At 69.1% G+C, this 18,987-nt stretch carries 17 protein-coding genes; 9 read left to right on the top strand and 8 right to left on the bottom strand.

Annotated features, from left to right (window positions below; all coding sequences use genetic code 11):
* The first annotated feature begins 137 nt into the window (after positions 1 to 137).
* The 6 genes from EES48_RS13250 (at position 138) to EES48_RS13225 (ending at position 8,754) form a co-directional block, all read left to right on the top strand.
* Positions 138 to 1,337: an efflux RND transporter periplasmic adaptor subunit gene (locus EES48_RS13250; RefSeq protein WP_122468064.1), complete on the top strand. Its 1,200-nt coding sequence runs from the start codon at positions 138 to 140 to the stop codon at positions 1,335 to 1,337.
* Between the two features lie 17 nt (positions 1,338 to 1,354).
* Entirely contained in the window at positions 1,355 to 4,600 is a 3,246-nt protein-coding gene (locus EES48_RS13245; protein WP_122468061.1) for an efflux RND transporter permease subunit, read from the top strand.
* Positions 4,597 to 6,072, top strand: coding sequence for an efflux transporter outer membrane subunit (locus tag EES48_RS13240; RefSeq protein ID WP_122468058.1), 1,476 nt, complete (start codon positions 4,597 to 4,599; stop codon positions 6,070 to 6,072). The genes EES48_RS13245 and EES48_RS13240 overlap by 4 nt, the downstream gene beginning before the upstream one ends.
* Before the next feature lie 71 nt (positions 6,073 to 6,143).
* The gene (locus EES48_RS13235) at positions 6,144 to 7,337 is read left to right on the top strand and encodes an acetyl-CoA C-acyltransferase (protein ID WP_122468055.1); all 1,194 of its coding nucleotides are present in this window, start codon (positions 6,144 to 6,146) and stop codon (positions 7,335 to 7,337) included.
* 71 nt (positions 7,338 to 7,408) lie between these two features.
* Complete coding sequence (locus EES48_RS13230) at positions 7,409 to 8,152, top strand: DUF6065 family protein (RefSeq protein ID WP_122468052.1); 744 nt, start codon at positions 7,409 to 7,411, stop codon at positions 8,150 to 8,152.
* A 62-nt stretch (positions 8,153 to 8,214) separates the two neighbouring features.
* A complete protein-coding gene (locus tag EES48_RS13225; RefSeq protein ID WP_122468049.1) occupies positions 8,215 to 8,754 on the top strand; it encodes a MarR family winged helix-turn-helix transcriptional regulator in 540 nt (179 codons plus the stop codon).
* On the opposite strand, the gene EES48_RS13220 is transcribed toward EES48_RS13225, so the two are convergent.
* From EES48_RS13220 to ccmA, 7 genes are all read right to left on the bottom strand, one after another.
* Complete coding sequence (locus EES48_RS13220) at positions 8,751 to 9,251, bottom strand: hypothetical protein (RefSeq protein ID WP_122468046.1); 501 nt, start codon at positions 9,249 to 9,251, stop codon at positions 8,751 to 8,753. The two genes, EES48_RS13225 and EES48_RS13220, sit on opposite strands and share 4 nt — an antisense overlap.
* A gap of 86 nt (positions 9,252 to 9,337) precedes the next feature.
* The gene (locus EES48_RS13215) at positions 9,338 to 9,601 is read right to left on the bottom strand and encodes a hypothetical protein (protein ID WP_122468042.1); all 264 of its coding nucleotides are present in this window, start codon (positions 9,599 to 9,601) and stop codon (positions 9,338 to 9,340) included.
* Positions 9,602 to 9,649: 48 nt separating this feature from the next.
* The gene (locus EES48_RS13210) at positions 9,650 to 10,186 is read right to left on the bottom strand and encodes a DsbE family thiol:disulfide interchange protein (RefSeq protein WP_122468260.1); all 537 of its coding nucleotides are present in this window, start codon (positions 10,184 to 10,186) and stop codon (positions 9,650 to 9,652) included.
* A gap of 38 nt (positions 10,187 to 10,224) precedes the next feature.
* Entirely contained in the window at positions 10,225 to 10,377 is a 153-nt protein-coding gene (gene ccmD, locus EES48_RS13205; RefSeq protein ID WP_240623363.1) for a heme exporter protein CcmD, read from the bottom strand.
* Positions 10,374 to 11,093 carry a heme ABC transporter permease gene (locus tag EES48_RS13200; protein ID WP_122468039.1) on the bottom strand — a complete coding sequence of 240 codons (720 nt, stop codon included), beginning with the start codon at positions 11,091 to 11,093 and terminating at the stop codon, positions 10,374 to 10,376. The genes ccmD and EES48_RS13200 overlap by 4 nt, the downstream gene beginning before the upstream one ends.
* 54 nt (positions 11,094 to 11,147) lie before the next feature.
* Complete coding sequence (gene ccmB, locus EES48_RS13195; protein WP_122468035.1) at positions 11,148 to 11,813, bottom strand: heme exporter protein CcmB; 666 nt, start codon at positions 11,811 to 11,813, stop codon at positions 11,148 to 11,150.
* Positions 11,810 to 12,406 (bottom strand): heme ABC exporter ATP-binding protein CcmA, encoded by a 597-nt coding sequence (gene ccmA, locus EES48_RS13190; RefSeq protein WP_122468032.1) that lies wholly within the window; start codon positions 12,404 to 12,406, stop codon positions 11,810 to 11,812. The genes ccmB and ccmA overlap by 4 nt, the downstream gene beginning before the upstream one ends.
* A 349-nt stretch (positions 12,407 to 12,755) precedes the next feature.
* Between ccmA and acnA the strand changes: the two genes are divergently transcribed.
* The gene (gene acnA / locus EES48_RS13185) at positions 12,756 to 15,464 is read left to right on the top strand and encodes an aconitate hydratase AcnA (protein ID WP_122468029.1); all 2,709 of its coding nucleotides are present in this window, start codon (positions 12,756 to 12,758) and stop codon (positions 15,462 to 15,464) included.
* A 775-nt stretch (positions 15,465 to 16,239) separates the two neighbouring features.
* Here the strand turns inward: acnA and EES48_RS13180 are convergent.
* Entirely contained in the window at positions 16,240 to 16,812 is a 573-nt protein-coding gene (locus tag EES48_RS13180) for a PH domain-containing protein (protein WP_122468026.1), read from the bottom strand.
* Between the two features lie 372 nt (positions 16,813 to 17,184).
* Between EES48_RS13180 and EES48_RS13175 the strand changes: the two genes are divergently transcribed.
* Together EES48_RS13175 and EES48_RS13170 are read left to right on the top strand one after the other, a co-directional pair.
* Complete coding sequence (locus EES48_RS13175) at positions 17,185 to 18,258, top strand: helix-turn-helix transcriptional regulator (protein WP_122468023.1); 1,074 nt, start codon at positions 17,185 to 17,187, stop codon at positions 18,256 to 18,258.
* 136 nt (positions 18,259 to 18,394) lie between these two features.
* Positions 18,395 to 18,970 (top strand): hypothetical protein, encoded by a 576-nt coding sequence (locus EES48_RS13170; RefSeq protein WP_122468020.1) that lies wholly within the window; start codon positions 18,395 to 18,397, stop codon positions 18,968 to 18,970.
* Positions 18,971 to 18,987 lie beyond the last annotated feature (17 nt).

The raw sequence follows: 18,987 nt of genomic DNA, 5'->3' as shown, positions 1-18,987 counted from the left end.
ATGGACTTGTCATCAGCTGTTGACAACCTTCGCGCCTGCGATACAAGTCATCGCCTGATGACAGGGCCGCGACTCTTCATGACGGCCCGCACACCCCGGTTCCTCCCCAAGGTTCCCCAGACGACGGAGACGCGCGAATGCGCAAGCTGATGATCGCTGTGGCGACGGCGCTGGGCGTCGTGGCCCTGCAGGGCTGCTCGCGCCCGGCCGAAGGCGGCGCCCCGCCCGCGCCCCAGGTCACCGTGGCCACGCCCCTGGTCCAGCAGGTCGAGGAGTGGGACGATTTCTCCGGTCGTTTCGAGGCCCCCCAGACGGTCGACGTCCGCGCCCGCGCCGGCGGCTACATCCAGAACGTCCACTTCTCGGACGGCGACTATGTGCGTCGCGGCCAATTGCTGTTCACCCTCGATCCTCGCCCGGCCCAGGCGGCGCTCAACGCCGCGCGGGCCCAGCTGAGCCAGGCCCAGGCCCAGCTCAGCCTGGCCCAGTCGGAACTGACCCGCGCCGAGACCCTGTTGTCCAGCCAGGCCATCAGCCAGGCCGAGGCCGATACGCGCCGCGGCGCCGTCGAACAGGCCGAGGCGGCCGTGGCCTCGGCCAACGCCGCCATCCGCGCGCGTCAGCTCGAGCTTGAGTTCACCCGCGTCACCGCCCCGATCTCGGGCCGCGTGTCGGACCGGCGGATCGACCCCGGCAATGTCGTCGCCGGCGGCTCGTCGGCAGGCGACATCCTGACCACCATCGTGTCCTCCAGCCCGATCCATTTCGTGTTCGAGGGCTCCGAGGCGGTGCTGCTGAAGTACCAGCGCCAGGCCCGCGAAGGCGCCGCGCCGATCCAGGTGCGGCTGCAGGACGAGGCGGAATATTCGCGCACCGGCACGCTCGACTTCACCGACAACGCCATCGACCCCGCCTCCGGGGTGGTGCGGTTGCGGGCCGTGGTTCCCAATGCCGACGGCTTCCTGAAGCCCGGCATGTTCGGCCAGGGCCGGCTGGCCGGGTCCGGCAGCTATCAGGCCATGCTGGTGCCCGACGCCGCCATTGCGACCGACGCCGCCCGCCGGGTGGTCTACGTGGTCGCCGCCGACGGCTCGGTCGCGCCCAAGCCGGTCCAGCTGGGCCCGGTGGTCCAGGGTCTGCGCGTGATCCGCTCCGGCCTTTCCGCCAACGATCGCGTGGTCATTTCCGGCCTGCAGCGCGTGCAGCAGCCTGGCGTGAAGGTGCAGGCCCAGAACGGCCGGATCCAGCCCGTCGCCCAGGAAACGCCGCAGCCCGTCACCCAGGCCGCTCCCGCGTCGAGCGCCAGTTTCACCGGCGCCCTGGCGTCGGGCGACTGAGCGCGGACCCCTGAATCATGAACATTTCCCGCTTCTTCATCGACCGGCCGATCTTCGCGGCCGTGATCGCGGTGTTCATCACCCTGATCGGCGTCTTCGCCTATCCGCTGCTGCCGCTGTCGCAGTATCCGGAGATCGCGCCGCCGACGATCACGATCAACACCGCCTATCCGGGCGCCTCGGCCGAGACCGTGGCCGAGACCGTCGCCGCCCCGATCGAGCAGGAGGTCAACGGCGTCGAGGGCATGCTGTATCTGTCCTCGTCCTCGACCTCGGACGGCACGGTCGGAATCACCGTGACCTTCCAGCCGGGCACCGACCTGGATGCGGCCCAGGTGCTGGTGCAGAATCGCGTCGCCCTGGCCGAGCCGCGCCTGCCCGAGCAGGTGCGCCAGATCGGCGTCACGGTGAACAAGCAGGAATCCGGCTTCCTGATGATCATCGGCCTGACCTCGCCGGATCAGAGCCTGGATAACGACTACGTCGGCAACTACGCCAACTCCCAGCTGCGGGACCGTCTGCTGCGCCTCGAGGGCGTCGGCAACGTCCAGGTGTTCGGCGGCGGCAACTACTCCATGCGGGTCTGGATCGACCCGGCCAAGGCCGCCGCGCGCGGCATGACCGGCCCAGACATCGTCAACGCCCTGCGGGCCCAGAACGTCCAGGCAGCCGCAGGCGCCATCGGCCAGCCGCCCTTCGCCACCAGCGCCGCGGCCTTCCAACTGCCGGTGCAGGTCCAGGGTCGCCTCGATACGCCGGAACAGTTCGCCGACGTCGTGATCAAGACCGACGCCGAGGGGCGCGTCACCCGCGTGCGCGACGTCGCCCGCGTCGAGCTGGGCGCCCAGGACTACGGCATCAACGGCTATTTCGACGGCCAGCGCGGCGTCGGCATCGCCGTGATCCAGCAGCCGGGCGCCAATGCGCTCGGAACCGCCGGCCGCGTGCTGGACGAGATCGCCGCCGTCGAGGCCGAACTGCCCCAGGGCATGGCCATCTCGGTCCCCTACAATCCCACGGAGTTCGTCGCGGCCTCGGTCGAGTCGGTTCAGCACACGCTGATCGAGGCGATCTTCCTGGTCGTCATCGTGGTCGTGGTGTTCCTGCAGACTTGGCGGGCCGCCATCATTCCCATCGTGGCCATCCCGGTGGCGCTGGTGGCGACCTTCGCGGTGCAACTGGCGCTGGGCTTCTCGATCAACTCGCTGAGCCTGTTCGCCCTGGTCCTGGCCGTCGGCATCGTGGTCGACGACGCCATCGTCGTGGTCGAGAACGTCGAGCGCTACATCCGCGAGGGGTTGACGCCCAAGGAGGCCGCCCACCGCTCCATGCAGGAGGTGTCCGGCGCGCTGATCGCCATCGGCCTGGTGCTGATCTCGGTGTTCGTGCCGACCATGTTCGTGCCCGGCATTCCCGGCATCTTCTATCGCGAGTTCGCGGTGGTCATCGCCACGGCCTCGGCGGTGTCGCTCTTGGTGTCGCTGACCTTGTCGCCGGCCATGGCGGCCCTGCTGCTCAAGCCGCACAAGCCGCATGACGGCACGCGCAAGAAGGGCCCGATCGGCGAGGTCGCCTATCGGCTCGGCTGGGCCGGCCGCAAGTTCAACCAGGGCTTCGACTGGCTGTCGGACCGCTATGGCCGCCTGACCGGACGCCTGGTGCGGATGGTGACCATCATGCTGGTGGTCTACGCCGGCCTTCTGGCCGTAACCGCCTGGCGGGTGATCGACACCCCGACAGGGTTCATTCCCGATCAGGACCAGGGCACGCTGATCGGCGTGGTCCAACTGCCGCCGGGCTCGTCTCTGGCCCGCACCGAGGCGGTGATGGAGCGCGCCTATGAGGTGATCAGCCAGACCGAGGGCGTCGACGGCACCGTGGCCTTCGCCGGCCTGGACGGCACCAGCTTCTCGTTCGGCTCCAACGCCGCGACCATCTTCGTGCGCCTGGACGAGTTCGCCGATCGCGAGAGCGCCGAGCTGACCGCCGCCTCCCTGGCCGGCGCCATCACCGGCGCCACCTCGGGCATCGAGGAGGCGCAGATCTTCGTCATCGCCCCCCCGGCCGTCCAGGGTCTCGGAACGGGCAACGGCTTCGAGATGATGATCCAGGACACCTCCGGCGGCGGCTATCGCGCGCTGGAGGGGGCCACCTTCGCCATGATGGGCGCCGCCGCCCAGGCGCCCACCGACGTGCAGCAGGTGTTCTCGACCTACAACACCGGCTCGCCGCGCATCACCGCCGACGTCGATCGCGACCGGGCGCTGATGATGGGGGTCCAGCCCAACGACGTCTTCTCGACGCTGGGGGTCTATCTCGGCTCGTCCTACATCAATGACTTCAACCTGCTCGGCCGCACCTTCCGGGTGACCGCCCAGGCGGAGCCGACGGCGCGCGACGACCTGGCCGACATCGCCAATCTGAAGACCCGCTCGGCCTCCGGCGCGATGGTGCCGCTGGGCTCGATCGCGACCCTCAGGGACGATTCCGGACCGTCCAGGATCGTGCGCTACAACCTGTTCCCGGCGGCGTCGCTGCAGGGGCAGGCCGCGCCCGGCGTGTCGTCCGGCGAGGCGCTGGAGATCATGGAGGGCATGGCCGCCCAGACCCTGCCCGACGGATTCAGCTTCGAGTGGACCGGCCTGGCCCTGCAGGAGAAGCAGTCGGCGGGCGGCGCTAGCCTGGTGTTCCTGATGGCGGTCATCTTCGTCTTCCTGGTGCTGGCGGCTCAGTACGAGGCGCTGACCCTGCCGCTGGCGGTCGTGCTGATCGTGCCGATGTGCATCCTGGCGGCGATGATCGGGGTCAATCTGGCCGGGCTGGACAACAACATCCTGGTCCAGGTCGGACTGGTGGTGCTGATCGCCCTGGCGGCCAAGAACGCCATTCTGATCGTGGAGTTCGCCAAACAGGCCGAGGAGAACGACGGCCTCAACCGCTTCGACGCCGCCGTCCGCGCCGCGCGCACCCGCCTGCGGCCGATCCTGATGACCTCCTTCGCCTTCATCTTCGGCGTGATGCCGCTGATGCTGGCGACGGGTCCGGGCGCCGAAATGCGCCAGTCGCTGGGCACCGCCGTGGTGTCGGGCATGCTGGGCGTGACCTTCTTCGGCCTGATCTTCACCCCGGTGTTCTACGTCGTCTGTCGCTGGCTCGCCGGCAAGATGCCCAAGGCGCCGGAGAAGGAGCGTCACATCCCGACCAGCTACGGCCTGCCGCCGCACGAATCCGCCGACGATCAGCCGGTGGGAGAGACCCGATGATCCGCATTCCGTCGACACGGGCCGCGCGCCCGACCCTGCTGGCCGTGTCGGCCGCGGCCCTGCTCGCCGCCTGCGCGGTGGGCCCCAAGCCGCCGGTTCCGACTGTGCCTCCCAGCGGAACTGGCGCCTTCGTCGGAACCGAGGGGTTCGCCACCGAGACGCCGGCCATCACCACCGCCGAAGCCCGCGACGACTGGTGGCGTCTCTACGCCGACCCGGCGCTGGACGCCCTGGTGTTGCAGGCGCTCGCCGAGAACAATGAGCTGGAGGCGGCCGAGGCCAATCTGCGCGCCGTTCGCGCGGCCCTGAGCCAGGCGCGGACCGCCCGGCTGCCGACCACCACCACCAGCGCGGGGGTGACCTACGGCCGCCAGTCGAGCTCGTCGTTCAGCATTCCGGGCCAGCCGACGACCGGCGAGCCTCTGGACGAGACCGAGGTCTATGACGTCGGACTGGACGTCGCCTATGAGATCGACCTGTTCGGCCGGGTCGGCGCTTCGATCCGCGCCGCCCAGGCCGACGCCGACGCGGTGGCGGCGGCGCTGGACGTGGTGCGGGTCACGGTCGCGGCCGAGACCGCGCGGGCCTATGCCGACGCCTGCTCGTCGAACGCCCAGATCGCCGTCGCCGAGCGCACCATCGAACTGCAGGCCGACACCGCGCGCCTGACCCAGACCCTGCTCGACGCCGGCTCGGGCAATGGCCTGGACGTGGCCCGCGCCCGTTCGGCGCTGCAATCGAGTCGGGCCGCGCTGCCGCCCCTGGTGGCCCAGCGCGACGGCGCGCTGTTCCGCCTGGCCACCCTGACCGGGGTCACTCCCGCCGAGGCCAGTCAGGCCGCCCGCGCCTGCGCCCGCCCGCCGCAGCTGACCCAGCCGATCCCGGTCGGTGACGGCGCCCAGCTGCTGGCGCGTCGACCCGACGTGGCCCGCGCCGAGCGCGACCTCGCCGCCGCCGCGGCGCGGGTGAACGTGGCCACCGCCGACCTCTTCCCGCGTATCTCCCTTGGCGGCTCGGTGGGATCGACGGCTCTGGACGCCGGCGACCTGGGCGACGACGGGTCCTTCCGCTTTTCGGTCGGGCCGCTGATCAGCTGGTCGTTCCCGAACGTCTTCGCCGCCCGGGCGCGGATCGAACAGGCCGGCGCCCTGTCCGACGCGGCGCTGGCCACCTTCGATCAGACGGTGCTGGTCGCCCTGCAGGAAACCGAGACGGCGCTGGCCACCTACGCCCGCGAACTGGATCGCCGCGCCGCGCTTCAGGCCGCCCGGGACGAGGCCGCGACTGCGGTGCGCCTGTCGCGGCTGCGTTTCGATGCCGGCGCCGACAGCTTCCTGCCGGTGCTGGACGCCGAGCGCACCCTGGCCGCCGCCGACGCCCAGTTGGCCAGCTCGGACGCCCTGGTGACGACCTATCAGATCGCCCTGTTCAAGGCCCTGGCCGGAGGCTGGACGGAGGCGCCGGCGGTCTGACCGGCTTGCCTTCGCGGACGGGAGGCACGATCTAGCGGCCCTAGCCCTTCAGCCGCCCAAGAGACCGCCTCATGACCGACGCCAGCACCGACCCCGTCGTCATCTGCTCCTTCGCCCGCACCCCCATGGGCGGCTTCCAGGGCGTGTTCGCCTCGGTGAAGGCCACCGAGCTGGGCGCGACGGCGGTGAAGGCGGCGGTCGAGCGGGCCGGACTGGACCCTGACAAGGTCGAGCAGATCTACATGGGTTGCGTCCTGCCCGCGGGCCTGGGTCAGGCGCCCGCCCGCCAGGCGGCGCTCGGCGCCGGCCTGCCGCGCTCGGTCGAGGCGGTCACCGTCAATAAGATGTGCGGCTCGGGCCTGCAGGCCGCGATGATGGCGCATGACGCGCTGAAGGCAGGGACGGCGGAGGTGATTGTCGCCGGCGGCATGGAGTCCATGACCGGTGCGCCCTACCTCCTGGCCAAGCACCGGGGCGGAGCCCGCATCGGCCACGACGCCATCAAGGACTCGATGTTCCTGGACGGGCTGGAGGACGCCTACGATCACGGCAAGCTGATGGGATCGTTCGCCGAGGACTCGGCCCGCGACTATCAGTTCACCCGCGAAGCCATGGACGAATACGCCATCGAGAGCCTGAGCCGCGCCCGCACCGCCATCGAATCCGGCGCCTTCGAGGCCGAGATCGCGCCCGTCGAGGTCAAGGGACGCAAGGGGGTCGAAACCGTCAGTCAGGACGAACAGCCACTGAAGGCAAACCCGGACAAAATCCCGACCTTGAAGCCTGCCTTTTCCAAGGACGGGACCATCACGGCCGCCAACGCTTCGTCGATCTCGGACGGCGCCGCCGCCCTGGTGATGACGCGCGAAAGCACGGCCAAGGCCCTGGGCCTGCCGATCGTCGCCCGCGTCGTCGCTCATGCCGCCCACGCCCAAGAGCCGGGCCAGTTCACCACCGCCCCGGTGCCCGCCATGCAGAAGGCGCTGAACAAGGCCGGCTGGTCGGTCGAGGATGTCGATCTGTGGGAGGTCAACGAGGCCTTCGCCGCCGTGGCCATGATCGCCATGAAGGATCTGGGCCTCGACCACGCCAAGATGAACGTCAACGGCGGCGCCACGGCCCTGGGTCATCCCATCGGCGCCTCGGGGGCGCGGGTGCTGTGCACCCTGCTGGGCGCGCTTCAGGCGCGCGGCGGCAGGAAGGGCGTTGCCTCGCTGTGCATCGGCGGCGGCGAAGCCGTGGCCATGGCCGTCGAAATGGCCTGACAATGGGGCTGACGAGGCCGCCCGCCTTGGCCTAAACAGCGGGCGGTCTTCCCTTCACGCCAGGTCCCGCGATGGAACTCGAGTGCTTCCCCATGACGCCGCGGCCGCCGGACATGATCCCCGGCCGCCAGACGCGCAACTGGATGGACGCCTTCGCCAGCCGGCATCCCTATCGCTGCCTGCCGCTGAACATGGCCAACACCACGGGGTGGGAGCTGCTGTGCCCCATGGGGTTCTCGGCCGAATGGAACGGCGGACCAAGCCAGGCCGACATCACCCTGCATCCGGATCGGCCGCATCCGGACTTTGCGCATTTCGTCACCTCGCACTTCTCGCGAGGCGTGCTGACGATGCACCCGCAGTATCTGTTCCGCACGCCGCCGGGCTGGGGGATGATGGCCTCAGGCTCGCCCAATCACGTCAAGGACGGCATCCAGCCGCTCGTCGGTCTGATCGAGACAGACTGGCTGCCCTTCCCCTTCACCATGAACTGGATTTTCACCCGGCCGGGACGGATCAAGTTCGAGAAGGGCGAACCCTTCTGCTTCATCAGCTTGGTCGAACATAGGAAGGTCGAGGCCTTCCAGCCGGTGATCAAGCCGCTCGAATCCGACCCGGTGATGCATGGCCAGTTCGACGCCTGGAACCGTCAGCGCACCGACTTCAACAAGCGGTTGGCCTCCGGTGAGCCCGACGCCGCCAAGGAGGCGTGGCAACGCTACTATTTCAAGGGCGAGCTGCCCGAGGCGTTGGGAACGGCGCCCGAGAGCCACGTCAACAAGCGCCGCCTGAAGACGCCGCGCGTCGGCTTCTGACGCGCTGTCGTCAAACCGCAACGCCGGGCTGCTAGCTGCGCCGTGAACGGAGCGGGGTCGGTATGGTCAAGGGCGACAAGACGCGGTCCAGGAAACAGGAAGGGCTGGACGGTTCGCCGGGCCACCTGATGCACCGGGCGCTGCAGCGGATGCTGGAGGCCTACGCCGCCGAGGCCGGCGCGGACGCTCCGACTCATCGCCAGTACGTACTTCTGGAAGCCGCCGCCCAGGCCACCGAGGCCGGCGGTCTCAGCCAGGCGGAGCTTGTGCGCATCACCGGCATCGATCGCTCGACCCTGGCGGAGCTGGCGGCGCGGATGACCACGCGGGGCTGGCTGGTGCGCGAACGATCCGATTCGGACGGCCGGGCTCGCTCGGTGACCCTGTCGGAAGAGGGCAGGGCGGTGCTGGATCAGGTCCGCCCTGCGGTGGCCGCCGCCGATAAGCGCTTCCTGGCGGCCCTGCCCAAGGCGCGGCGCGAGAAGTTCGTCGCGATCCTCACCGATCTGGCCGCCTCCGACGCCGCCGAAAAGGCCGAGGCTCGCCTGGCCGCCAGGGCCGCCAAGCGAGCCAAGAAGACTGGCAAGAAGGCCGAGGCCTAACGCTCGCGCGAGCGTTTCAGGGCGGGCTTGGCACCTTCGGCCGACAGCGCGCCGGACGGGGCGATCTTGGTGTTGGGTTGATCAGCCATCCCACGGCCGGCCGTGCGCGAGTCCGGCACGCCCTCCAGTGAACGGTTGCTCTTGCGGCGCAGCGCCTGACGCAGGTTTCGACTGGCGGTGTCGGCGCGGACGATGCCGCGACGCCGCTCCAGCTCCCTGTTGCCGCGCTTGACGGCCGCGACCAGAGCTCCGCGCCGCTTCTGGGCGCCGGGGCCCTCCGCATCGGCGCCGGCTCCTCGACCGCCGCCGGACTGGGCCTTGGCGCGGCGGCGATCCTGGGCGGTGTCGCGGGCACGGTCGCGTCGTTCGCGCAGCTGTTTGACCACCTTGCGCAGCTCGGCGTCCTTCAGTTCAGTGATCTCGGGGCGGCGGGTCTGGGCGACCAGGCCCCGCTCCTCGGCCGTCAGATGTTTCTCATAGGCTCGGGCATAGGCCATGGCCGGCTCCTTCCACGCTGTTCATGGGCATGGAAAACCAGCGCTAGGGCAGCGGAACCGTTCCCTTGCGACGGATGACGATGGCGTCAGACGCGAATGTCGAGCAGACGGCCGGGCCGGCCGGGCGCGTCTGCGCGCTCGGCATGACGCGTCTCGTCCATCGCCGCCGATCGAGCGGTGGCGGTCACCGACATCGGCTCGGCGCGTGCCGGAGCCTGCGGCGCCTTGGCGGCCTCCAGAGCGGCGCGGAAAAAGGCCTGGCGCGCCTCGATTCCCTGGGCCGTCAGGGCTCCCGGCGTCTGGGCCAGGGGGTTGGGTATGCCAACGGAAGACGGGCGAATCGGCATCATGCGATCATGGTTAACGCCAACTGGACGATCATGGGTTAACGCGCGCGATCAGGGGCGCCGGGGCGTATCCAGCGGCGCGATCAGCCGCTCCAGATCGGTCTGGTCGTTGATGGGGCCGGAGATCTTTCCGACGACGATTCCCTGGGCGTCGACCGCGAAGCTCTCGGGCACGCCCGAAATGCCCAGATCGAGCCCCGCCCGGCCCTCGCGGTCGACCATCACCAGGGCGAAGGGGTCGCCCAGTTCCTCCAGAAAGGCGCGGGTGTTCTCGGGCTCGTCCTTGTAGGCGATCCCGACGACGCGGACGCCCCGAGCCTGGAGCGCCATCAGCTGCGGGTGTTCGATCCGGCACGGCGCGCACCAGCTGGCGAAGACATTGATCACCATCGGTCGACCGACCGCGGCGGTCTTGAGGTCCAGTTCGCCCTCGCCCGACAGCAGCGGCAGCAGCGTCTCGGGGATCGGCTGTCCGATCAGGGCGTCGGGGCGATGCTCGGCGGTGTCGCGCTGGAGCGCCCAGAAGGCGAAGACGGCGGCGAGGGCGACCAGCACGGCGAGAGGCAGCAGGAACAGAGCCTTTCTCACGCCGATGGTGCGATCCCCATTGGGGCTGTCCGGGCGCGTCACCGTTTGGCCTCGTCTTTCAGCGCCCTGGACCAACGGCGCGCGGCCATGAGGGTGCGCACGACGACGAAGGCCAGGCCGAGCAGGCTCGCGCCCCAGGCCGGCCAGACGAAGGCGGCGTACTGGCCCATGTCCAAGGTCAGGCCGGTCACGCCATGGCCGCCCGGCGCTGGCGCAGGGTCAGAACGCGCCGGCGCGTCACCTCGGTGCGGATGGCGGTCACCCACACCGCCAGAAACAGCGCGCCATAGGCCGCCATCATGGTCAGGAGGGCCGGCAGGAAGGCAGGGTCGACCGAGGTCCCGCCCGAACGGATCAGCGAGGCCGGCTGATGCAGGGTGTTCCACCAGTCGACCGAGAACTTGACGATCGGCAGATTGACCAGCCCGACCAGGCCCAGCACCGCCGCGGCCCGCGCCGCCTTTTGCTCGTCGTCGATCGAGGCCCGCAGGGCCATGTAGCCGAGGTAGAACAGGAACAGCACCAGCACCGAGGTCAGGCGCGCGTCCCACACCCACCACGTCCCCCACATCGGCTGGCCCCACAGGGCGCCCGTGATCAGCGCCAGGGATGTGAACATCGCCCCCGGCAGGGCCGCGGCTCGGGCCGCGGCGTCCGCCAACGCATGGCGAAACACCAGGGCGAAGAAGCTGGATACGCCGAGCGCCAGATAGGCGCCGAGCCCCAGGGTCGCCGCCGGCACGTGGATGAACATGATCCGCACGGTCGAGCCCTGCTGATAGTCCTCGGGCGCCGAGAAGCTGAGCCAGACGCCGACCGCAAGCAGGATCGCCGCCGCGCCCCAGGCGAGCGGAACCAGCGGGCGCGTGACCCGCATGAACCGATCCGGATTGGCGAGGCCGAACATGGCGGGCTCCTTAGAACTCCCGGCGGTCGCTGACCAGAGACGCGACGCCGCGCCTCATGATTGAGCGTTGCGCACTGCCGCCGCAGCGGCCAGCGGGCTGACGGCGGCGGCGAACAGGGCGTAGGCGGCCAGCAGCGCCAGCGCCTGGAGCGGGGACTGGCCGTCGGCGGCGCGGGCCAGGGCGCCGCCGCCGAAAATCACCGGCGGGATGAACAGCGGCAGCACCACCGCCGCGATCAGAAGCCCGCCGCGCCGCGCGCCCAGGGCAAGGGCCGCGCCTAGGGCCCCGATGAAGCTGAACCCCAGGCCGCCGAGCAGGCCGGCCACGAGCGCCAGCGGCGCAAGGCTCGGCGCCAGGCCTAGCGCCAGCGCCGCGACGGGCGCGGCGAGGGCCAGCGGCAGGCCGGTGCCGACCCAGTGAGCCAGGGCCTTGAGCGCGCACACCGCCTCCAGCGGCAAGGGGCCCAGAGCCAACAGGTCCAGGGCGCCGTCCTCGTGATCCCGCTCGAACAGGCGCTCGAGGCTGAGCAGGCTGGCCAGGGCCAGGGCGACCCAGGCGACGGCGGCGGCCAGCGGCGCCAGCCGCGTCGGATCGGCGCCGGCCGCCAGCGGGATCAGGGTGGTCAGGGTGGCCAGGAAGCCGACCGCCACCAGCGGGCCGCCGCCCCCGCCCCAGCTGAGGGCCAGCTCACGCCGGAACAGGAGAGCGGCCGCGCTCACGACAGGCCGCCCAGATCGAGCGCCGCGGCCGGGATCGGCAGCGGATCGTGAACGGCCGCGAGGATGGCGCCGCCGCCCACCAGATGCTCGGCCATCAGTCGGCCCAGGGCCTCGCGCCAGCCGGCGTCCAGCGGAGCGAACGGCTCGTCCATCAGCCACAGGGGCCGGGGCGCCGCGATCAGCCGGGCCAGGGCCAGGCGGCGGCGCTGGCCCGCCGACAGCTTGCGCGTCTCGAGATCGAGCAAGGGGTCGAGGCCCAGCGTCTGGATGGCGTGCGCAGTCCCGGCCGCGTCCGCCCCCAGCCAGCGGGCCTGGAAGTCCAGTTCGTTACCGGTCAGGCGCTGGCCCTTCAGACCGTCCTGATGACCCAGAAAATGCAGCCGATCCCGCGCCTCGGCCGGCGGCTGGCCGTCGACGGCGATGGTCCCGGCGTCGGGGCGCAGAAATCCGGCGATGGCGCGCAGCAGCGAGGTCTTGCCCGCTCCATTGGCGCCGGTCAGGGCGACGGCCTGGCCTGCGTCCAGCGCCAGCGACAGGTCTCGAAACAGCACGCGCTCGCCGCGCGACAGGGAAAGACCGGTTACGCTCAACATGCCTTCCCCCCCTGCGGGGCAAGGTGGCGCGCGAAGCGAGACGGATGGGGGGTGTATCCGCCAGTGGTTGCGACAACGCGCGATCGAAGGCAGCCCGCCCCGCTCGACCAGCCCCCCCATCCGACCCGCTTCGCGGCCCACCTTCCCCTGCGAACGGGGAGGGAAGTGCGAACCCTTCGCAATGTCCCTGTCGACGACGTGGATACATGGACGCCGCGACCCAGCGTCGCTATATCCGGGCTCGCCGCAGCAGGCCTTCGCCGCGCGCCCTTGGGACCTGTGCGCCCCGGGGCAGACCGCGCGATGGCGCAACCGGATTGTCGGGCGGCGTTGACCAGAGGACTCCCCCATGCCGTCGATTGACAGCCTCAAGACCCGTCAGGATCTCTCCGTCGGGCGCAAGAAGTACGCCTATTACAGCCTTCCCGCCGCCGAGGAAGCCGGGCTGGCCGGGATTTCCCGCCTGCCGCGCTCCATGAAGGTGCTGCTGGAGAACCTGCTGCGCAACGAGGACGGCGTCTCCGTCACCGAGGCCGATCTCAGGGCCGTGGCTGCCTGGGTCGAGAACAAGGGCTCGGTTGAGCACGAGATCGCCTTCCGCCCCGCGCGCGTGTTGATGCAGGATTTCACCGGCGTTCCGGCGGTGGTCGATCTTGCCGCGATGCGCGACGCGATGGCCAAGCTGGGCGCCGACGCCACCAAGATCAATCCGCTGAGCCCCGTCGATCTGGTGATCGACCACTCGGTCATGGTCGACCATTTCGGCACGCCCGGCGCCTTCGTCCAGAACGTCGAGCGCGAGTACGAGCGCAACATGGAGCGCTACAAGTTCCTGCGCTGGGGCTCGTCGGCCTTCAACAACTTCCGTGTGGTGCCGCCCGGCACCGGCATCTGCCACCAGGTTAATCTGGAGCATCTGGGCCAGACGGTCTGGACGGGGACCGAAGGCAAGAAGACCGTCGCCTATCCCGACACCGTGGTCGGCACCGACAGCCACACCACCATGATCAACGGCCTGGCCGTTCTGGGCTGGGGTGTGGGCGGCATCGAGGCCGAGGCGGCCATGCTGGGCCAGCCGATCCCCATGCTGATCCCCGAGGTCATCGGCTTCCGCCTGACCGGCCGCCTGCCCGAGGGGGCCACCGCCACCGACATGGTGCTGACCGTCACCCAGATGCTGCGCAAGAAGGGCGTGGTCGGCAAGTTCGTGGAGTTCTTCGGCGACGCCCTGACGTCCCTGACCATCGAGGACCAGGCCACCATCGCCAACATGGCCCCGGAGTACGGCGCCACCTGCGGCTTCTTCCCGGTCTCGGCCGCGACCCTGGCCTATCTGACGGCCACCGGCCGCGACAAGGCGCGCGTCCAGCTGGTCGAGGCCTATGCCAAGGCTCAAGGGCTTTGGGTCGATGAGACGTCGGAGGATCCGGTGTTCACCGACGTGCTGGAACTGGACCTGGCGACGGTCGTCCCGTCCCTGGCCGGACCCAAGCGTCCCCAGGACCGGGTCGAGCTGACCACCGCCGCGCCCTCGTTCGAGACGGCCCTGGCCGATGTCTTCTCGCGCCCCACCGACGCGGCCCGCGCCAAGGTGGACGGCGAAAAGTTCGACCTCGGCGACGGCGATGTGGTGATCGCCGCCATCACCAGCTGCACCAACACCTCCAACCCCTCAGTGCTGATCGCCGCGGGCCTGGTGGCGCGCAAGGCCCATGCGCTGGGCCTGAAGCCCAAGCCCTGGGTCAAGACCTCCCTGGCCCCGGGCTCGCAGGTGGTCACCGACTATCTGACCGACGCCGGCCTGCAGGCGGACCTGGACGCGCTCGGCTTCAACCTGGTCGGCTATGGCTGCACCACCTGCATCGGCAACTCGGGCCCGCTGGACCCGGCGATCTCGAAGGCCATCAATGAGAACGGCGTGGTCGCGGCCAGCGTGCTTTCGGGCAACCGCAACTTCGAGGGCCGGGTGAACCCGGACGTCCAGGCCAACTACCTGGCCTCGCCGCCGTTGGTGGTGGCCTACGCCCTGGCCGGATCGATGCGGATCGACATCACCACCCAGCCGATCGGTCAGGACAAGAAGGGCAAGGACGTCTTCCTCAAGGACATCTGGCCGACCAATCAGGAAATCGCCGACATCCAGCGCAAGGCGGTCACGCCCAAGATGTTCGCCAAACGCTACGCCGACGTCTTCAAGGGCGACGAGCACTGGCAGGGCATCGCCGTCGAGGGCGGCCAGACCTACGCCTGGGACGACAGCTCCACCTATGTGCAGAACCCGCCCTATTTCGAGGGTCTGTCGATGGAGCCGACCCCGGTCGCCGATGTCACCGAGGCGCGCATTCTGGGGATCTTCGGCGACTCGATCACCACCGACCACATCTCTCCGGCCGGTTCGATCAAGAAGGCCTCGCCCGCAGGCGTCTATCTGACCAACCACGGCGTCGATCCGCTGGACTTCAACTCCTACGGCGCCCGCCGCGGCAACCACGAAGTCATGATGCGCGGCACCTTCGCCAACATCCGCATCCGCAACCGCATGACGCCCGACATCGAGGGCGGGGTGACCAAGCACTTCCCGTCGGGCGACACCATGTCGATCTACGACGCGGCCATGCGGTACCAGGCCGAGGGGCGTCCGCTGGTGGTCTTCGCCGGCAAGGAATACGGCACCGGCTCGTCGCGCGACTGGGCGGCCAAGGGCACCCGCCTGCTAGGCGTGCGCGCGGTCATCGCCGAGAGCTACGAGCGCATCCACCGCTCCAACCTGATCGGCATGGGCGTGGTCCCGCTGCAGTTCAAATCGGACGGCTGGAACCGCCTGGGTCTGACCGGCGAGGAGATCGTCACCATCCGCGGCCTGTCGGACGTCAACACCGGCAAGCTGAAGCCGCGCCAGGAGCTGTGGGTCGAGCTGTTCCGCCCGTCCGACGGCAAGATGGCCCGCTTCCCGGTCCGCTGCCGCATCGATAACCAGACCGAGCTGGACTACTTCAAGGCCGGCGGCGTGATGCCCTATGTGCTGCGGAACCTGGCGCGGGGCGACGCGGCGGAATAGGCCGCCGGGTCAGAGCGAATACGGAAAGGCCGGCGGAGCGATCCGCCGGCCTTTTTTGTTTCAGGCGCCGCTCACGAGCGGACGGTACGTAAGTCGGCAACGGGTGGAAAGGAGACCTACGGGACAAGCGGTCCAGGTGAGGATCGAGGCGTCCGTCCATCGTGCAAACCGTAGGCCTCCATGAACAAGAAGTAGTCGGCGTATCGCGGACGCTCAGCCGTCCCGCATGTGGTCTCTAACTGACGCTCACGGAGAGGCTCACCGGCCACCGAGACGAAGGGGGCTTGATCGTTCCTCGCTTCCAAGGTGTCGGCGTTTGGTCGGAAAAAACTGGCTTGAAATACTCTAAGCGTTCTTGCGCGACAGTCGATGTCGACCCACTCGTCGCTATAGGCTGGCGTCCTCCCAGCGGATAGCGGCAGCCCATTTCGGTGGACGGTATAAATGTGCAGGCGGAGACTACTGTTCGGCAGAGCAAGAGGGCTTCCGACTGCTGTGGCTGTTTCGTTATCGGCGTAGGCGACAAGGACATCGTTCCTTGGAAAGACGGGCCGGTCGCTCGTCGCTAACTGGAGTAGAAAAGCAGCTGCTACTGTAAGTTCGCTGATTGTCATGCCCGCATGAGAGCACAGGTGACGAATGTCGCCTATGGGTCGAGGCCGGTCACGACCTGACGAGTGGTAACCGGACATTCGGTCGACCACCCGAAAGCAGACTTTCTGAGCCGCTGCTATGGATGGTTATGTCGTCGTCTGACTGTCAATGTCTGCCGCTTTCACGTTTGAGGACGCGAGCCCTTTCGGATGAGCTTGTAGACTGTTCGTGCATTCTTGATGCGGAACATCTGGGTGGAAGATGCCGCTGGGGGTAACCACCAAGTCAGACCGCTCATAGCCAGAAACGCCATTTGGCTGCTGGACCCAAAAGTCAAAGTCCCAGTGCCATCACGGTGCTCGGAAAACTCCAGGCGCGGTAGCCGGTCAATCTTCATTGAACTGATCGTAGATCGGCGGAGGGTTAGAATGCGCTGGTCGGTGACCGCGTAGACCAACTGCTTCCGGATGTGCGCGTCATGAAGGAAGCGTCCGGCGATGAAATAGAGGCCGATCACGAGAAACGGCAGCCCCCAAAGCTTGAAGAACCAACCGGCCCCATCTTCTCCAAATGGAACAAACCAGACCGCAGCGTTCCAGAAGATCGCAAATCCACCCCAAAGGAGGCTGAACGGAATGAGAAAGACGTCTTTGCCAGCGAACGCCAAGCCCTGTTTTGGCTGACCTGCCCACAGCATGCGCTCGCCTGACAGTAGGTAGGGATCGAATGCCCGCGCCGATTTCTGGTCGTCCATCGGGTTACCAATAGGGGTGAGGTGCCTGAGACGCTAGACGGAGCAGCCCGAGCCCCAACGTCATGAGATGGTTGGAGTGTTCGACATCGATTCTCCGAAGCCTAACCGCGAGCCTGAGTGTTTGCTTTGCGTCGCGTCCCGTCATTGGCTCCATGCCGGCAACCGGACATTCGGCAGACACGCAGGCAGCGGACATTTCCCCACATCGGTGGGGGGTGGGGAACGGACCCTAGGTCAGCGCATCGGAGGTCGGACCTGAGGGCGGCGGGCCGGGAGCGGCGGAGAGACCGGCACTTGCCGGGTCACGCCTTTCATGTCACCTCGATCGCACCTCGCGAACCACGGTTCGTCGAGGCGAGCTGGGGGCCGGGCATGACGGACGCCTTGATCGACCGCATCTATGAATGCTCCGTCGTGCCGGAGCTGTGGCCCGACGTGCTGGACGACCTCGCCGCCCTGGCCCAGGCGCGGGGCGGGGTGATGTTCTCGGCGCGCCAGACCCTGAACTGGACGGCGTCAGACACTCTTCGCCCCGTGTTCGACGCCTATGTCGGCGACGGCTGGTTTCGGCGCTGCAGCCGGCGTCTGTGCCTTATGAGCCAGACCCAGCCCTCCTTCTTCGTCGAGCGTGATTTCTGGACCGATCAGGATCTCGACCGGGACCCGATCTATCGCGACTTCTTTCGGCCGCGTGGCCTGGGCTGGTCGGCGGGCACGGGCCTCAGGATTCCGACCGGCGACGACATCGTCTTCACCGTCGAGCGGGATTTCGAACGCGGCCCCATCGAGCCGGACCGGGTCGAGGCCCTGAACGCCCTGCGTCCCCATCTGGCGCGCAGCGCCCTGGTCACGGCCCGGCTGGGCCAGCAACGGGCCAAGGGCGCCGCCGAAATTCTGGAGGGCCTGGGACTGCCCGCCGCGCTGCTGGGCGACGGGGGCAGGGCGATCCAGGCCAGTCCGATGATCGAGGCGCTGGGCGACCATGTCGTGTTCACCGCCCACGGCCGCGTCTCCCTGACCGACCGACGCGCCAACGACCAGCTGGCCGGCGCCCTGGCGTCGATCAACACCGGCGCGGAGCCACGGTCGTTTCCCCTGCGCGACGGAGAGGGCCGCGCCGTCAAGGTCGTTCACGTCATGCCGGTGCGGCGCACGGCCCAGGATGTCTTCGGCCAGAGCTATGCGCTGCTGCTGATCACCCCGGTCGCGGCCGGGCGGGAACCCTCGATCGACCTGTTGCGGTCGCTGTTCGACTTCACCCCGTCCGAGGCGCGGGTGGCCGGCGGACTGGCCACCGGCAAGTCTGCCGAGGAGATCGCCGAACAGGGCGGGGTCGCGATCACCACCGTGCGAAGCCAGTTGCGCGGGGTGCTGGAAAAGACCGGCTGCTCGCGTCAGGCCGAGGCGGCGGCGCTGCTCGCCGGATCGGTCACCGTTCTTCACTGACCGCCAGCCGGTCGGAAACGCTCAGGCTTCATTCAAATGGATGAAGCCTGAGACGTCGCGCCGGACCAAAGTCCCTCATGGATCACCGCTCCGCCAAATCTCGGGGCGGCGCGAACCGTCTTGAGGAGGCGAACCGATGAAAACCCGAAACTCGATCACGACAGCCTGCGCCGCCCTGGCCCTGGCCCTGCCGACCGTCGCCCACGCCCAGAGACAGGCCGAACCGCAACTTCACGTGTCCTACCCCACGGACGCGGCCATGACCTGCGATCAACTGACTGCCGAGATCGCCCGCATGGAGCAGATTTCCGGCGTCTCCGCCCGAAACGCCGAGAACGCACGCGGCCAGGGCGCGATGGCCGATGGCGCGACCAGCGTGGCCCTCACCGCAGCGCTCCACTCCGGCGTGCTCGGTCGCGTTCCGGGCCTGGGCATGTTCGCCAACGCCGCCGGCGCCGCCGCTCGCCGCAGCGCCGAGGCGCGCGCCCAGGCCGAGGCCCAGCGAATCCAGACCGCCGACCAGCGGCGCACCTTGCTCAGCGGCATCTATCAGGGCCGCCAGTGTGGCGTCGCGCCCGCCCCGACCCCTATAGCGCCGGCCGCGACGTCCGTGGCGGCGCCGGCCGCTGACGCCTCACCCCCCGCCCCGCCCGTCGCTGCACCCTCGGTCGAGGCGACGCCGACCCAGACCCCGGCCGCCGCCGGCGCCTGATTGGCAAGGGGGCGACG

It is taken from the genome of Brevundimonas lutea (assembly GCF_003704105.1).
In the GTDB taxonomy this organism is placed as follows: Bacteria; Pseudomonadota; Alphaproteobacteria; order Caulobacterales; family Caulobacteraceae; genus Brevundimonas; species Brevundimonas lutea.
The sequence above is the reverse complement of the archived record's forward strand: the minus strand, read 5'-3'. Positions and strand labels throughout refer to the sequence as shown.

Coding starts and splice junctions, on each gene's coding strand:
- EES48_RS13240 (WP_122468058.1), top strand. CDS start 4,597: ATGATCCGCATTCCGTCGACACGGGCCGCGCGCCCGACCCTGCTGGCC.
- EES48_RS13235 (WP_122468055.1), top strand. CDS start 6,144: ATGACCGACGCCAGCACCGACCCCGTCGTCATCTGCTCCTTCGCCCGC.
- EES48_RS13245 (WP_122468061.1), top strand. CDS start 1,355: ATGAACATTTCCCGCTTCTTCATCGACCGGCCGATCTTCGCGGCCGTG.
- EES48_RS13230 (WP_122468052.1), top strand. CDS start 7,409: ATGGAACTCGAGTGCTTCCCCATGACGCCGCGGCCGCCGGACATGATC.
- EES48_RS13220 (WP_122468046.1), bottom strand. CDS start 9,251: ATGGCCTATGCCCGAGCCTATGAGAAACATCTGACGGCCGAGGAGCGG.
- EES48_RS13180 (WP_122468026.1), bottom strand. CDS start 16,812: ATGGACGACCAGAAATCGGCGCGGGCATTCGATCCCTACCTACTGTCA.
- EES48_RS13215 (WP_122468042.1), bottom strand. CDS start 9,601: ATGATGCCGATTCGCCCGTCTTCCGTTGGCATACCCAACCCCCTGGCC.
- EES48_RS13225 (WP_122468049.1), top strand. CDS start 8,215: ATGGTCAAGGGCGACAAGACGCGGTCCAGGAAACAGGAAGGGCTGGAC.
- ccmA (WP_122468032.1), bottom strand. CDS start 12,406: ATGTTGAGCGTAACCGGTCTTTCCCTGTCGCGCGGCGAGCGCGTGCTG.
- EES48_RS13250 (WP_122468064.1), top strand. CDS start 138: ATGCGCAAGCTGATGATCGCTGTGGCGACGGCGCTGGGCGTCGTGGCC.
- EES48_RS13170 (WP_122468020.1), top strand. CDS start 18,395: ATGAAAACCCGAAACTCGATCACGACAGCCTGCGCCGCCCTGGCCCTG.
- acnA (WP_122468029.1), top strand. CDS start 12,756: ATGCCGTCGATTGACAGCCTCAAGACCCGTCAGGATCTCTCCGTCGGG.
- EES48_RS13175 (WP_122468023.1), top strand. CDS start 17,185: ATGACGGACGCCTTGATCGACCGCATCTATGAATGCTCCGTCGTGCCG.
- EES48_RS13200 (WP_122468039.1), bottom strand. CDS start 11,093: ATGTTCGGCCTCGCCAATCCGGATCGGTTCATGCGGGTCACGCGCCCG.